Origin of the sequence: Cetobacterium sp. ZWU0022, from assembly GCF_000800875.1 — a bacterium.
Lineage (GTDB): Bacteria > Fusobacteriota > Fusobacteriia > Fusobacteriales > Fusobacteriaceae > Cetobacterium_A.
Window position 1 is genome coordinate 34,440 of the sequence record NZ_JRJZ01000084.1, and the last position, 15,222, is coordinate 49,661.

The 15,222-nt window shown below is 31.2% G+C and carries 12 protein-coding genes; 4 read left to right on the forward strand and 8 right to left on the reverse strand.

Going from position 1 to position 15,222, the window contains the following annotated elements; translation table 11 throughout:
- Positions 1–149: 149 nt before the first annotated feature.
- A complete protein-coding gene (locus L988_RS07085; RefSeq protein WP_047382916.1) occupies positions 150–1,517 on the reverse strand; it encodes a glycoside hydrolase family 32 protein in 1,368 nt (455 codons plus the stop codon).
- A 118-nt stretch (positions 1,518–1,635) separates the two neighbouring features.
- Positions 1,636–2,631 (reverse strand): LacI family DNA-binding transcriptional regulator, encoded by a 996-nt coding sequence (locus L988_RS07090; protein WP_047382917.1) that lies wholly within the window; start codon positions 2,629–2,631, stop codon positions 1,636–1,638.
- A 300-nt stretch (positions 2,632–2,931) separates the two neighbouring features.
- On the opposite strand from L988_RS07090, the gene L988_RS07095 reads away from it, so the two are divergent.
- Genes L988_RS07095 through L988_RS07110 form a run of 4 tightly spaced genes read left to right on the forward strand, consistent with a single transcriptional unit; the run spans position 2,932 to position 8,127 of the window.
- The gene (locus tag L988_RS07095; protein WP_047382918.1) at positions 2,932–3,804 is read left to right on the forward strand and encodes a carbohydrate ABC transporter permease; all 873 of its coding nucleotides are present in this window, start codon (positions 2,932–2,934) and stop codon (positions 3,802–3,804) included.
- Positions 3,804–4,622 (forward strand): carbohydrate ABC transporter permease, encoded by an 819-nt coding sequence (locus L988_RS07100; protein ID WP_047382919.1) that lies wholly within the window; start codon positions 3,804–3,806, stop codon positions 4,620–4,622. The genes L988_RS07095 and L988_RS07100 overlap by 1 nt, the downstream gene beginning before the upstream one ends.
- Before the next feature lie 17 nt (positions 4,623–4,639).
- On the forward strand, positions 4,640–5,872 hold the full coding sequence (locus L988_RS07105; RefSeq protein WP_047382921.1) for an ABC transporter substrate-binding protein: 1,233 nt from the start codon (positions 4,640–4,642) through the stop codon (positions 5,870–5,872).
- Between the two features lie 11 nt (positions 5,873–5,883).
- The gene (locus L988_RS07110) at positions 5,884–8,127 is read left to right on the forward strand and encodes an alpha-galactosidase (RefSeq protein WP_047382923.1); all 2,244 of its coding nucleotides are present in this window, start codon (positions 5,884–5,886) and stop codon (positions 8,125–8,127) included.
- Between the two features lie 50 nt (positions 8,128–8,177).
- On the opposite strand, the gene L988_RS07115 is transcribed toward L988_RS07110, so the two are convergent.
- The 6 genes from L988_RS07115 to L988_RS07140 form a co-directional block, all read right to left on the reverse strand.
- Positions 8,178–10,484 (reverse strand): patatin-like phospholipase family protein, encoded by a 2,307-nt coding sequence (locus L988_RS07115; RefSeq protein ID WP_047382925.1) that lies wholly within the window; start codon positions 10,482–10,484, stop codon positions 8,178–8,180.
- An 11-nt stretch (positions 10,485–10,495) separates the two neighbouring features.
- Positions 10,496–11,230 carry a potassium channel family protein gene (locus L988_RS07120; RefSeq protein WP_052191742.1) on the reverse strand — a complete coding sequence of 245 codons (735 nt, stop codon included), beginning with the start codon at positions 11,228–11,230 and terminating at the stop codon, positions 10,496–10,498.
- 61 nt (positions 11,231–11,291) lie between these two features.
- Positions 11,292–12,011: an amino acid ABC transporter ATP-binding protein gene (locus L988_RS07125; RefSeq protein WP_047382926.1), complete on the reverse strand. Its 720-nt coding sequence runs from the start codon at positions 12,009–12,011 to the stop codon at positions 11,292–11,294.
- Positions 12,001–12,792 carry an amino acid ABC transporter permease gene (locus L988_RS07130; RefSeq protein WP_047382928.1) on the reverse strand — a complete coding sequence of 264 codons (792 nt, stop codon included), beginning with the start codon at positions 12,790–12,792 and terminating at the stop codon, positions 12,001–12,003. The genes L988_RS07125 and L988_RS07130 overlap by 11 nt, the downstream gene beginning before the upstream one ends.
- An 8-nt stretch (positions 12,793–12,800) precedes the next feature.
- Positions 12,801–13,580: a transporter substrate-binding domain-containing protein gene (locus tag L988_RS07135; protein ID WP_047382929.1), complete on the reverse strand. Its 780-nt coding sequence runs from the start codon at positions 13,578–13,580 to the stop codon at positions 12,801–12,803.
- A 99-nt stretch (positions 13,581–13,679) separates the two neighbouring features.
- The gene (locus tag L988_RS07140) at positions 13,680–15,020 is read right to left on the reverse strand and encodes a YjiH family protein (RefSeq protein ID WP_047382931.1); all 1,341 of its coding nucleotides are present in this window, start codon (positions 15,018–15,020) and stop codon (positions 13,680–13,682) included.
- Positions 15,021–15,222 lie beyond the last annotated feature (202 nt).

Consider the following 15,222-nt stretch of genomic DNA (forward strand, 5'->3'; position numbering starts at 1 on the left):
AAAAAAAAGCTCATCATTACCTCTACTAAGACCTAAAGAGATAAAAATGAACTTTTACAAGTTCGCTGTCCGGTGACAGTTCATTTTTATTTATTTTTTAATTTTGTATACAGAATATATCATAAAAAAATATCTCTGTCAATTTTTATTTATTTTTCTAAAATATAAATCTCTTTCGATAAAATCTCTCCTAAAACCTCTATCTCAATTTGGTTATCTCTAGGATTTACAACGGCACTCATTACCTTTTCGCCATCGTTTATATATATCTCTGCAACACACCTATCAACTATTACTCTTAAATTCATCTCTTTATTTTCAGAAATTCTGCACTCTCTTAAAGTTCCAAAAGTTGTAAGAGGTTCAAATCCATTTATAACACCCTCTCTATCTAAAACGAAAGATTCTCTCTCCTTAAAGTAACTTAACTTCAATCCATTTCTTCCATCTTTAAATAGAGTCATACTGAAGTCATCTAATTTTTTTAACCTCAACTCAATTTCATAGCAGTTTTTAGCTTTAGAAATTTCTGAAAACTCTGCTATTTTTTCTTTTCTAAAGTCTTTTAACTCCTCTACAGGCAAAGTCGAAACTTTTCCATCTCTTAATTTTACCTCTCGTGGAAGTGTCATCATTCCATTCCACCCCTCTCCATCTAAAGGAGCATGACCTACTAACCATCCTATAATAATCCTTCTTCCTTTTTCATCCTCAAAACTCTGTGGTGCATAGTATTCAAAACCATAATCAACTCTTTGAAACTCTTCGTGTTCGAACCCGCCATTTTCATAGTTGAAATCTCCTAAGTAATATCCAGATATACTTTTTTGTCCATCCTCAGAGACCCCTTCTGGACTAAACATAAGTAAATCCTTTCCACCAACCTCAAATAAATCAGGACACTCCCACATATACCCCATATTTTTCTCTGAAATTTTACTAAAAAGCTCCCACCTTCTCATATCTTTAGAAGAGTATATCAAAATTTTTCCACCCTCATTGTCCTTAGCTCCTATTGCTAAATACCAAAACCCACCTTTTTTCCAAACTTTTGGATCTCTCACATGAGCCTTTGAACACTCCTCTGGAATAGAAAGCTCTATCTTCTCTAGCTTTTCAAATTTTTCACCATCTTTAGTTTTAGCTAAAATTTGAGTAGGAACCAAATCATCTGGTCCTATAGTTATTGTATTCCCAAATTGATTAGCTTGCTTTGTAAGCATCTTTACCCCTGTATAAAAAAGATAAAGCTCTCCATTCTCTACCAATCCACTTCCCGAGAAACATCCATCTATATCTCCAAATTCTTCAGAATCAGGATGAAGTGCATGAGGTAAATATTCCCAATCAAAAAGATTATTACTCTTAGCATGCCCCCAAGTCATGTTTCCCCAATAGCAATTTTCTGGATTATGTTGATAAAACATATGATATTCTCCATTGAAATATGATAATCCGTTTGGATCATTTATCCAATTTTTCTCTGCTGTAAAATGGAATAACGGTCTTTTACTCATCAATTTTCTCCTTATTATTTTTTATTTTAATATTTATGAAATTTATTAAGAAAATATGAAAACGTTTACATTTGATTTTAAAATATAAAGATAAGAATTCTCTTATCTTTAATTTTTACTAAACTATCTTTTTTACAGTTGTATCTCTAGGAATCAATCTTGGTAATATCTTTGTATGTTTACAATCTCTAACTCCTGATTTCATCTCATTTATCAATTTTTCAAAAGCTAAAAATCCAATCTCTCTAACTGGCTGTGCTACCGTTGTTATTGATAAATAGTTTGTAAAACTTATATTATCAAATCCAGCTACTGCAATATCCTCAGGTACTTTTATACCTTTCTCTCTAAAGAAGTTAATAACCTCCATAGCCACTATATCATTTCCTGTGAATATTGCACTAAATTTAAATTCTCCATTTTCTTTTAAATGTTTCTCCATAGTTTCAAAAACTAACTCTTTTAAATTCCCAGACGAGTAATTATAAAACTCTATACAGTTTTTATTTTTCAAAGGGATGTTTAAACTTTGTAATCCATCTTTAAATCCTTCAAATTTCTCATCTTTATTTCCTATATAACCTATATCTATATGACCTAAACTCCCAAAATGTTTAGCTAATAGCTCTCCTCCAACTCTATGATCTATAGCAACTCCAGAAAAACTTTCTGTTAGGGTTGAAATTGTAACTACAGGAATTCCTGCTTCAGAGAATTTTTTCAAATAAGCAATATCTCCGTCTAAAGGTGAGATTAAAACTCCTGCTGGGTTATATTTTAACGAATTTTCTACTAATTTTTTTTCTTTATGTGTATTACCTTGACTATTCATAAACATAACCTCAAATCCACTTTGATAAGCTTCATCCTCTATGACACTCAGCATCTCTGAAAAATATGGATTTACTATATCTGGTAAAATTACCATTATTATTGAGCTCTTTCTACTTGAAAGAGATTTTGCAGCACTATTTCCTTTATACCCTAACTCTGCTATAACCTCTAAAACTTTCTGTCTTGTTTGAGGCTCTACATAACTAGTTCCATTTATTACTCTAGAGACTGTCGCCTGTGACACTTGTGCTCTAAAAGCAACATCTTTCATCTTTACCATGAAACAACTCCCTTTTTCATGAAATCGTATACCTATTTCAAAATTTGTTTTTATTATATTACTAAAATTTTATTTTTTCAACAATTTTTATTTTTCAAATTTATTTTTGTCTATAACCTCTTGTAAAATCAATACCTAATTATAATTTTTATTTAAAAAAATAAAATGATTGTTGAATTTTTAAACTTTATGTGATATAAATGACTTTATAAACTTTAAGTGAACAATTATATTTTTTTATATTTTTATGAAAACGCTTTCACGAAGTAAGAAAATAAAGAAAATTCAAAGGAGAATATTATGAGCTTAAAAAATTTAAAAACAATTAACTACATGTATTGGCCGGCTATGGCTCTTTTTATAGGAATTGTTTTCTACCCATTTCTACATGGAATAAGAATTTCCTTTACTGATTGGAATGGATTTTCTCAAAATTTTAACTATATTGGTTTCAATAACTATAAAAGACTATTTTTAGATGCTAATTTCTATATAGCCTTTAAAAATACTCTTATCTACGGATTAGGAAGTACACTTTTTCAACAATTTTTAGGTCTTAGTTATGCTCTTCTATTGAATAGAGATTTTAAAGGAAGAAATCTACTTAGAGCTATAATATACCTACCGGTTTTAATTTCTGGTCTTATAATGGGTTACATGTGGTACTTTATATTCCAATATAGCGATGGAGCATTAAATGATATTCTTCTTTTCTTTAATCTAGATCCTAAAGATTGGCTTGGAAATCCATCTTATGGTGTTTGGATTATTGTTGCTGTGAACACTCTTCAATATTGTGGTGTTTCAATGATTATATACTTAGCTGGGCTTCAATCTATTTCAAAATCTTACTATGAAGCTGCAAATATTGATGGAGCAAGTAGCATTCAACAATTTAGATATATTACTCTGCCTCTTTTAAAGCCAGCTATCATAACTAGTTTTACTCTAAACCTTATCGGCGGATTGAAACTATTTGACACAATAAAGGCTTTAACAAATGGAGGGCCAGGATATGCTTCGAACTCTTTATCAACACTTATAAATGTTTCATATTTTAGATCACAAATGGCTGGATATGCCTCATCAATGGGACTTGTTCTGTTTATTTTCATAGTTTCTGTAACTATTATTATTCAAAAGAGATTTACTGTAAAAGAGGGTGAGCTGTAGTGAAAAAAAATCTTAAAAAAATAGGTTTTAGTCTTTTAGTTTTCATATTGGGATTCATACATCTAATCCCCATCTATATATCTTTAACTGTTTCATTAAAAAAGAAGAGTGATTTAAGCTCGAGATGGTTTTTACCAAAAGAGTTTTTCTTTGAAAACTTCTCTTTCGCTTTTGAAAAAGCAGAGCTTTTATTAGCTATGAGAAACAGTTTCTTTATAACAGCGCTTTCAATCGCCTTGATAACTTTGCTTGGAGCTATGGCTGCTTATCCATTAGCTCGTCATAAAACTATGACTAATAAAATTGTTTTAAATCTAATCTTAGCAGTTATGATGGTACCACCTCTAAGTATTTTAGTGCCACTATTGACAATCATGACAAAAATTCATGGTGTAAACACTTACTGGGGAATTATTTTAACACTAACAACATTCAATCTGCCTCTAAGTATTTTCCTATACAGTAATTTTATACACACAATACCTAGAGAGCTAGAGGAAGCTGCAATGATTGATGGATGTAGTCAATTTAAAACTTTTTATACAATAATCTTTCCCCTTTTAAAACCTATAACTGCAACAGTAGTTATTTTAACTGGAGTTGGAATTTGGAATGACTATCAATTCTCAGTTTATCTGCTTCAATCACCTAAAATGAAGGTAGTAACTTTAGCTATCTCTTCATTTTTCAGTCACTCATCTTCTAACTTAGGAGCGGCTGCAGCTGGAGCGATAATAGCAGTTTTACCAATAGTTACTTTATATATTTTCTTACAAAGATACTTTATTGCTGGAATGACAAGTGGTTCAATCAAATAAAAAAGGAGACATTATCTATGAAAAAAATTATTTTATCTTTAGCTCTTTCAGGTTTGTTTTTAAGTTGTAATAAATCTGATGATACACCTCAAAAAACTTTAGTTATCACAAGTAATTCTCATGCTCAAGAGCCCTCTTCTGTAGCTCTTCAAGAGATTATTGATGAGTATACGAAAGCTAATCCAGAGATTAAAATCGATTTTATTCCTGGAAGCTCTGACTATGAAGAAACTATGAAAACTAAAATGGCTACAAATTCTTTGCCTGATATTTTTGGAACTCATGGTTGGTCTATTAACAGATACAAAGAATATTTAGAACCTCTTAATGATAGAGAGTGGGCACAATATGTAAGTCCTGCTATAAAACCTGTTATCACTGATATGAACGAAAAGTTTTATGTTCTACCTTTAGATATAGATATTGTTGGGTTACCATATAATCTTGATGTTCTAGAAAAAGCTGGAGTTGACCCTAAAGCTATTAAAACAACTGATGATTTTCTTCTCGCTTTAGAAAAAATAAAAAATACTGGTGTCACTCCCATCTATTTAGGTGGTAAAGATTCCGCTTCTATCGGAAATATATATGATTGGATTGCACCTGGATTGATTATTTTAACAAACGAAAATCCTCAAGGAGAAAATCTAAAAAATGGAGTATTTGATGAAAAAGCTTGGAATATCACAGGTGAATTTATAAAAACTTTAAAAGATAATGGATATATTAATAAAGATGCACTGACTGGAAATGATGCAGCTAGAGCCCTTGGAACTGGAAAAGCGGCTTTTCTTTTCTTTGGGACATCAATGATTAGAGAAGGTTTAACTTATAATCCAGATGCAAGAATGGATTTTATTGCATTACCAACAAAAGAGAGAGATCAAAAATCATACTTTATAACAGGTGAAAGAATGGCTCTTGGTGTTTGGAAAGATTCTCCAAATAAAAAAGAAGCTCTAGATTTTTTAGACTATCTTGCTAAGCCTGAAAATATCTCTAAAATGGCAACAGCTAACGTTTTGCCAACTGGTCTTACAAATGCTAAAAGTGACCTTGGAGAGTTTGAAAGTAGCTATGATTTAGGAGATAAATATCAATATGTTGGATTCTTTGATAGAGAGTATCTACCTAGTGGAGCTTGGGAAACTCTTTGCTCTATTGGAGCTGGTATAATCTCTGGTCAACTTACTGTCGAAGAAGCCTCTAAAAAAATGAAAGAGGATTTTGATAAACTAAAAAATAAATAGGAGCAACTACAATGAATATATATGTTAATTCTAATTCTGAGTTTCATTTACAAAATGATTCTATCAGTTATATTTTAAAAGTTTTAGACAATGGAGATCTTGGTCATCTTTATTTTGGAAAAAGATTACATCATAAAGATGATTTTTCAAATATGCTTCAAATTTTTGAACACCAAGTTCCTTATACTCCAGAACAGATTGATGGTGTATCTGGATTTGCATTAGATAGCTTAAAACAAGAGTTTCCATCTTTTGGAACAGGAGATTATAAAGAACCAGCTTATGTTGTTCTACAAAAAAATGGAAGTAGAGTCACTAATTTCAAATTTTCTAAATATGAGATTCTAGATGAAAAACCCTCTTTAAATGGGCTTCCTCATACATATATTTCAGAAAAAAATGCAGTTAAAACTTTAAAAATCACTCTTCGAGATGAACTTTTAAGCTCTGAGATTGTTTTAACTTACTCTATATATAGGGATTTTCCTATTATAACTAGAAGTTCTAGTATCACAAATAATGGCGATGATGATTTAACTTTAGAAAGATTTTTAAGTTTCAGTATGGATATAGATCAGAAAAAATATGAACTTCTACATCTTTCTGGAGCTTGGGCTAGAGAAAGAAATATTGTCACTAACACCATAAATCAAAATAAAATTACTATTGATAGTAAAAGAGGCGCAAGTAGCTCTAACAACAACCCTTTTATAGCTTTAAAAGAAAATGGAGCCGATGAATTCAAAGGTGAATATATTGGAGTTAACCTTGTTTATAGTGGTAACTTTGTTGCTGGAGTAGAAAAAGATCATTATAATCATATTAGATTAAACATGGGAATAAATCCTTTTAACTTCTCTTGGATTTTAGAGAAAGGGGAAAGCTTCACCGCTCCAGAAGTCGTTATGTGTTACTCTGATTCTGGATTAAATAAGATGAGTCAAAACTATCATAAGTTCTATCAAAACCACCTTATTAGAGGTGAATGGCAACATAAAGCTAGACCAATTCTTATCAACAACTGGGAAGCAACATACTTCGATTTCAATGAAGAAAAAATCTTACAAATAGCTAAAAAAGCAAAAGAGTTAGGGGTTGAATTATTTGTTTTAGATGATGGATGGTTTGGTTCTAGAAATGGAGATACCGCTGGGCTTGGTGATTGGTGGAGCAATCTTGATAAATTAGAAAGTGGAGTAGAGGGTCTTTCTAAAAAAGTTGAAGAGCTTGGTTTAAAATTTGGACTTTGGTTTGAACCTGAAATGGTAAATCCAGATAGTGATTTATATAGAACTCATCCTGAATGGGCTCTTTCTATCCAAAATAGAAAGCCTACTTTAAGTAGAAATCAACTTACCTTAGATTTAGGTAGAGATGAGGTTGTAGAATACCTATTTGAAAAAATATCTAACATTCTCAAGAATTCTAGAATCTCATACATTAAATGGGATATGAATAGAAATATGACTGATGTTTGGTCTGGTGTTTTAGAAAGCAAAAGACAAGGAGAAACAGCCCATAGATATATTTTAGGTGTTTATAAACTTATGGAAAAAATCACTACAACTTTCCCTGAAATACTTTTTGAATCTTGTGCTGGAGGTGGAAATAGATTTGATCCTGGAATGCTTTACTATATGCCACAAATTTGGACAAGTGATAATACTGATGCTGTTGAAAGACTTAAAATTCAATATGGTACCTCTGTAGCTTACCCTATCTCAGCTATGGGAGCACATGTTTCGGCTGTTCCTAACCATCAAACTGGTAGAATAACTTCTATCAATACAAGAGCACATGTCGCTTTCTTTGGTGCTTTCGGTTATGAATTAGATCTGAATGAAATAACTCCAACAGAGATGGAAGAGGTTAAAAAACAGATTATTTTCTTTAAAGAAAATAGAGAACTTCTACAATTTGGGACATTTTATAGAATAGAATCTCCTTTTGAAGATGAGTTTCAAAATATATCTTGGGCTATGGTGAGTAAAGATCAATCTGAAGCTATCTTAGGAGTTTATAGAGTTCTCTCTATTCCAAATCCTGGTTTTGATTCTGCTTTTGCTGCTGGATTAAATCCTGATTTTAAATACTCTATAGAAAACGAAGATATCTTAGGAAAAGTTTTCTACGGTGATGAACTTATGAGTTCTGGAATTAAATTTAGAAAAGTTGGATTAGATGCACATAACCCTAAAAGTTTAGAAAATCTTGGAGATTTTAGAAGTAAACTGATAAAAATTTCAAAAATATAGTCTTATCTAAATAGAAAAGTCAGAGCATTTAACTCTGACTTTTTCATTTTTTAAAACACATATCCTATATGAACTTGGAATAGTGTTCCACCATTTAAAACATCATTTGATACCGAGAAATCCATTGGTCCAAGGAATGTGTCCCAACCAATTCCAACTCCATACCCTTGTTCGCTTCTATCCCAGATATCATTTTTAGTTTCAAATCCTGAACTATAATTATATGTTCCTACATTATAGTTAAAGTTTAAATATAGATTAGGGACTATTGTGTATTGCAGTCCAGCTGATCCCATAAAGAAGTTATCTGTATAAACTGCTCCTATAGGCAATCCTACAAATGAATAACTTCTTCCCATAGGATTATTTCTTAAACCACCTATACTAAATAGTTCAGATAACGGTGTATTTTCAGAGTTATACATCTGTCCACCACGAACTCCAGTATTTAGTGACCAATTTTTACTTAAGCTGAAATACTTTGTTGCCATAGCCGAATATCCTTCGTAAGTTTCACCTGATTTTGTATTTGATTCTGAGAATAGCTGTAACAATCCATTAGAACCAGTTGTCGCATACTCTGCTTGATTCATCGTATCAAAGTAGAAGCTGAATGTATTTGATATATAACTTCCATCTTTTTTAAACTCTGAGAAATTCTGGATTTTTTCTCCAGAATCATAGTATGTATCCATATTTTTAAATCCTAAAGTATATCCAGCTATTATATTGTTAAATATCGTTGTTCCTACTGACAAGTTTGTTGTAAATGTATCGTTTCTATATGTCGATACGTTATCTCCATCACGATATAAGAATATAGGGTTTAATCCATAACCTAAATCTACCGAAACGATTAACTTATGATTCAAGAAATCATACTGTGTCATATCTGTTAATGAAATTTTTGGATATTTAGAAAACTCTGTTTTTAATGTATAATTCTTCTGCGATAGATTGAATTTATTAAATACAGGCACTTCTGCCACTGCTTCTAATCCAGCACCATAATTGGAAATATAAAATACTCCCGCTTTTAATTTTGTATCCATTCTTTCTTTTACTGTTAAATTTAAAGTTTCACCCTCTACATTATAAAAGACTCTATCCACGTAGCTTTTAGCATATATCTTCTCAACCCATAGATTCAAATCTTGAACTGTCATCTCTCCGTCAACAGGTTTTAATTTCTGAATCTCTTTTTCTGTTAGAAGGTTATTTCCTGATATTTTTATATCCTTTATTATAAACTCTTTTTTAGCAAAACTTTCTTTCTCTTTTTTCACTTTATCAAACTCTGCTTCATCAGTTAATTTCACAAGTGCGTAATCTAAGCTTTCAGCTGCTATCTCTCCCTCTTGGACTAAAGTCGATAGATTGTCAAAGTTTAAAGTACTATGTTTTTTAACATCTGGTGTTATCAAGATGTCTGGAAGATGTGCTTGAGTTTGAGTTTTTTCAGTTCCCATATAACTTGATAATTTATCAAGTATTTGAACTATATTTGAATTATCGCTTATAACTATTGGATCCGCTGCTATATCAACACCTATAACAACATCTGCTCCCATATTTATAGCTTGTATCACTGGGAAGTTATCTGCAACTCCACCATCAACATAGTAGTTACCCCCATCTCTTATAGGATCTAAAAATGTTGGTATAGCCATACTTTTCAATGTTGCTAAAGCTAAATCTCCACTATCTATAGCTACAGACTCTCCTGTTTGTAGATTTGTCGTCATCGCTCTAAATGGAATTGGAAACTCTTCGAAATTTTTTGTTCCCTCTGCTCTTGCAAATATTTTTTTCAACTCTAAATAGATATACTCTCCATTTAAAACTCCCATTGGAAGAGACAAATTGAAATCTTCATTCAATGAAATTGTAAGAGGATATTTATTCGATTGAGTTTTTTGAACAATCCCTTCTAAATCTCTATTAGATGCATTTCTAAATAGTTCATAAAATTGTAAATCAGTAACTGTTTTTTCTATCTCATCTGGAGTATATCCTACTGAATACATAGCTGCAATTATACTTCCAGCACTTGTTCCTACTACATAGTCAACCGGTATCTGATACTTTTCAAGAACTCTTAGCACTCCTATATGGGCAGCACCCTTCGCTCCTCCTCCACTCAATACCAATCCAACTTTGGGCCTATTCTCATCATTACTTTTCAAAAATGTGGCCTTTAGATTTTCTAAATTCTTTCTCTTTAATTCTAATTCTTCAATCTGCCTTTCAATCTCTTTTACCTTCGCTTCTTTAGAGTTAACTCTATTAGGTGAATGAGAAGCAAAAATAGATAAGCTAATTAGAAAAAATAGTACTATTTTTTTCAAAACCTTCATTATTTCTCTCCTTATTGTTCTTTAGATGTCAAAATTCCAGAACCAATAACCAGTCCAAGAATCACATTTGTAAGTATAAGTCCTGTTATTATCTCAACCACTACAAGAAATTGTGATAATGCTGTTAGAGGATAGACATCCCCATATCCTATTGTCGTGATTGTAATAAAACTAAAATAGATATGTTTAAAGTAAAAATGAAAAGCCCCTAAACTACGATCTATACCATTAAATACTGGTTTATCACTAAATAGAGTTAGAATAGTAAATAATAATCCAAAACTTATCGCTATAGTTATATATGTTGTAATTACAACAATTACATCTGAAGCTACTACTCTTCTTCTTCTCCTTAAAAAATCAGTAACTACATATTTTAGTAAAATCACATGAGACAGTATTAATAGTATCACATTTAAGAAAGATAGAAAATAGAAAAAATATTTTAAACTATCGTTTTCATTTAAACCTAAGGAAAAGTTAATTATTGGTACTAAAATTAAATAATATAAGATTAAAACTGTCGCTTTTAAAGGACCATCTTTAAATAAAAAATTCCTTTGCCTCAAAAATACTAGTGGTAAAATACTAAAAAATATTTTTATAGAACTTAGAGTTATCGTTATTAGTATTATTTTTTTCTCTACCATCAAATGAGCAAAAAATGATATTAAAATTGAAACACTTCCCGCTGTCACTGAATTTTTTAAGAATTGTAAAATCTGCTCTTTATTATATATTCTCATTTTCTCTCCTATTGTTATTTAGTATATGAAAAAAGCATAGTAAAACTATGCTTTTTATATTCTACGCTTTTAAAAATTCTTGAAGTTCTTCTGTTTTTGGATTATGAAAAATTGAATCTGGAAGTCCCATCTCAACAACTCTTCCTTCACTCACAAAGATTACATAATCTGCTACTCCTCTGGCAAACTCCATCTCGTGAGTTACTAAAACCATATCCTTTTGATCTTTTCTCAGCTCTTTTATAGCTTCTAAAATCTCCTTTGTTAAAGCTGGGTCTAAAGCTGATGTGGGTTCATCTAACAATAAAACTTTTGGTTTTAAAGCCATCGCTCTAACAATTGCAACTCTTTGCTGTTGCCCTCCCGAAAGTTGGTGGGGGTACTTATCTCTATGTTCAAAAAGTCCAAATCTTTTAAGTAGTCTTAACGCACGATCCTCTGCCTCAGTTGAATTTATCTTATGAACTTTTTCTAACGGCAACAAAATGTTATCAAGTGCTGTTAGATGAGGAAAAAGATTAAACGCTTGAAATACAACACCAATCCCCTTTCTATACTCATGAAGGCTCTCCTCTGTCTCAGGAATAACTTCTCCATTCAAAATTATTCTTCCACTATCTAGGGACTCTAATCCAGCTAATATTCTAAGAAGTGTTGATTTCCCTCCCCCAGACGGGCCTATTATAACCAAAGAGTGAATTGATTTTAAATCTAAATCAAGTTTATTCAGTACAATCTGATTTCCAAAAGCTTTAGATAGTTTTTCTATCTTAATTTCCATAGTTATACCTCCTCTCTAAATACTTCGAAAGATGAGATATAGGATATGTCAATATAAGATATCCTACTGCTAAAATACAGTAATTTTCTATAGGTGAAAATGTCAATGAATCAACCTCTTGAACATTTTTAGTAAACTCATTCACAGCAATTATAGACAATAAAGAAGAATCCTTTATCAAACTTGCAAATTGTCCCGCCAATGGTGGCATCACTCTTTTGATTACCTGTGGTAAAATTATATATCTGTATGTTTGAGCCTTTGTAAAAGCTAGCGCTTTTGCTGTTTCTAGCTGACTCTTATCTATACTTTCAATTCCACCTCTGAGAATTTCACAAACATATGCTCCCGAGAAAACTCCCATTATTAAAATTCCCATAACATATCTATTATTTATACCAAAAGCTGTTCCTATTACATAGTAGAAAAGATATATCTGAACGATTAAAGGAGTTCCCCTTATCATCTCTGTAAATCCTTTTGCAAAATAATATGTCGGCAAAAATCTCCCTCTTTGACCCAAAACTAAAAGTGTTCCAATTAAAAAGCTAGAAACCAATGAAAATACAGAGATTACTAATGTCATTTTAAATCCTAAAAGGAATTTATATCTATATTTTTCAATTATCCCCTTCCAATTATACGGATAATCGATACTACTAAATGCAAAATGAAAAATTCCTAAAACTAATATAGTCACTAAAATTATATTGAACCATTTCACGAATAAATTTTCTGCTTCTTTTTCAGGTTTAAAAAATATAGTTTTTAGTATACTCATACCATCTCCTAATCAAAGAAGAAAGGGACATTTTTCTCTTTAAAGAAAGCTCTCTCCTCACCTAAATATTTGTCAGCTAACTCATTAAACTTTCCACTATTTTTATACTCTACTATAAACTCATCTATTTGAGCTCCTAAATCCTCTTCACCTTTTCTATAGGCTATTGCCCACGGTTGAGATTCTGTTTCAAACTGCTCTAATAAAGGTGTTGTTGTCTCTTGATTTCTTGACCAATTTTTATAAATTGTAAGAGGGTCATATATAAAAGCATCAACTTTACCTTGAGAAACTTCCAATATAATTGCACTCTCTTTGTCAAAAACCATAATCTCTGCATTTGGGAAATATTTTTGAGCTACAGTATGTCCACTCGTACCTTTTTTTACAGCAACTTTTTTCCCTTTTATATTTAAATCACTCGCTTTTGTTATCCCAGATTTATTATTTACTAACATTGCTAAATAGCTTTTAGCATATGGCTTTGAAAAGTTAACAGATTGCTTTCTCTCCTCTGTTACTGACATTGAAGAGATGATTATATCTATTTTTTTTGTTTTCAAAGCTGGAATCAGCCCTCCATAAGCCATATCTTCTATGATTACATCTCTTCCTAAATATTCACCTAAGGCATAAGCCATATCTACACTTATTCCTGTTGGTCTTCCCTCCTCATTTGACATCTCAAATGGTGGATAAGCCAGTTCCATTCCAACTATCAAAGGTTGACTTTGAGAAAATGTTAAACTTCCTAAAATTAAAGTTAAAAAAAACAATATTTTTTTCATAAATTCCTCCCTTTATGTAAAAAGTTATTTTTATAGCTTTATTCTACTTCTAAATAAAGGGAAGATTTCCTCTATTTTTATATTTTAGATTTTTAAACTCTAATTTACTAACAATCCTATCTTCAACATAAATAATCCTGCTGCATATATCATCGGAAATGCAACTATACTTCTTAAAAAGAAGATTTTCATAACATCAAAAAAATTAAATCCAATTTTTGAATTCATAAGAATAATTCCTGTTTCACTAAAATATATCAACTGTGAAAAAGTTAATCCTCCAATAACAAATCTAGCCAATTCACTTGGACAATCCTTTATAAAGACAGCCGGTAACCACATATCAGTTATTCCTATTATCATAGAAGGAGCCATGTATTGAGCTATCTCTCTTTCAAAGCCTATGAATTCTAAAAATGGAACCATCGGCGCTGTAACTATTTGAAAGAAGTTTGTTTTATCAGCTAGTACTAAACCAATTGTTCCTACAAGCATTATTACAGGAGTAAACGTCACATATATCGTTAATACTTTTATAAAAGAATCTCTTAAAACTTTCGTAGCTTTCGTTTTTCCAGCTACATCCGAAGCTAATCTGATAGCATAATTCATACTTGTATCTCTCTCATCTGGAGCTTCTCCCTCTCTATAATACCTATCTTTAAATTTTTTCAAAGGCATTCTAGATATCACAACACCAGTTAAAATTGTACATACTATTATTGTTCCATAAAAATATCCAAAAATATGTGATAATCTAAGCAAATCCGCCATCATTATTGCGAATGAAATTCCAACTAACGAGAATGATGTTGCTATAATAGCTGCTTCTTTTTGTGTATAGTATCCTTTTTCATATTGTTGATCTGTTACTACAATTCCTATCGTTCCATCTCCAACAAATGATGCTAAAGCATCAATTGCTGCATAGCCTGGAACTTTAAATAATTTTCTCATATAAGGGGCTATCAAAGTTCCTATAAATTCAACCAACCCAAAAGAAGTCAGTAGTGGTATAAGCATAACCTCTAAAAAAAATGTTACTAATATTGTTGGCAATAACTCATCTATCATCATAAGTCCCGTTGCTTCATCTGCAACAACTCTACTCAAACTTTCTGGTAAAAAATTATATGTTATTAAAATTAGAGTTAAAGCCCCTAATATTCTTATTCCAGCAACAAATTTACTACTTATAAAAAATCCGTCTAAAACTTTATCATTAAAAGTTTTTCTTTTCATTCCTAAGATAGTTCCAAAGATTGTGACCACAGCGAATCCTGCTGTCACTATTTTCACTATATCATCATACCTTTCTACTATATGACTCTTGATGTGTCCTAACAACATCCCTGACTCTCCTCCAATTACCATCGGTACCAAGAAAAGCCAAATTCCTACAAAAGAATAAAATCCGAATTTAAAAGTATTGATTACCACTATCCTCCTCCTTATATTTTAAATAAAAAAAAGCGTACAAAAGTACGCTTTAATAACTAATAAAAAATAACAAAATTTCACAATATTGTTATGGCAGCGTCACAATATTTTTGTTCACAGGATTACAACATCTTTGCCGTCGGCCTTAGGCTCATTTGTAAAGGTGAACTAATATTTAATTTTTTATAATGCATTATGAAAC

Excerpts from the sequence above, each read along its gene's own strand:
- L988_RS07085 (WP_047382916.1), bottom strand. The coding sequence starts at position 1,517 with ATGAGTAAAAGACCGTTATTCCATTTTACAGCAGAGAAAAATTGGATA.
- L988_RS07090 (WP_047382917.1), bottom strand. The coding sequence starts at position 2,631 with ATGGTAAAGATGAAAGATGTTGCTTTTAGAGCACAAGTGTCACAGGCG.
- L988_RS07095 (WP_047382918.1), top strand. The coding sequence starts at position 2,932 with ATGAGCTTAAAAAATTTAAAAACAATTAACTACATGTATTGGCCGGCT.
- L988_RS07105 (WP_047382921.1), top strand. The coding sequence starts at position 4,640 with ATGAAAAAAATTATTTTATCTTTAGCTCTTTCAGGTTTGTTTTTAAGT.
- L988_RS07110 (WP_047382923.1), top strand. The coding sequence starts at position 5,884 with ATGAATATATATGTTAATTCTAATTCTGAGTTTCATTTACAAAATGAT.
- L988_RS07115 (WP_047382925.1), bottom strand. The coding sequence starts at position 10,484 with ATGAAGGTTTTGAAAAAAATAGTACTATTTTTTCTAATTAGCTTATCT.
- L988_RS07120 (WP_052191742.1), bottom strand. The coding sequence starts at position 11,230 with ATGAGAATATATAATAAAGAGCAGATTTTACAATTCTTAAAAAATTCA.
- L988_RS07125 (WP_047382926.1), bottom strand. The coding sequence starts at position 12,011 with ATGGAAATTAAGATAGAAAAACTATCTAAAGCTTTTGGAAATCAGATT.
- L988_RS07130 (WP_047382928.1), bottom strand. The coding sequence starts at position 12,792 with ATGAGTATACTAAAAACTATATTTTTTAAACCTGAAAAAGAAGCAGAA.
- L988_RS07135 (WP_047382929.1), bottom strand. The coding sequence starts at position 13,580 with ATGAAAAAAATATTGTTTTTTTTAACTTTAATTTTAGGAAGTTTAACA.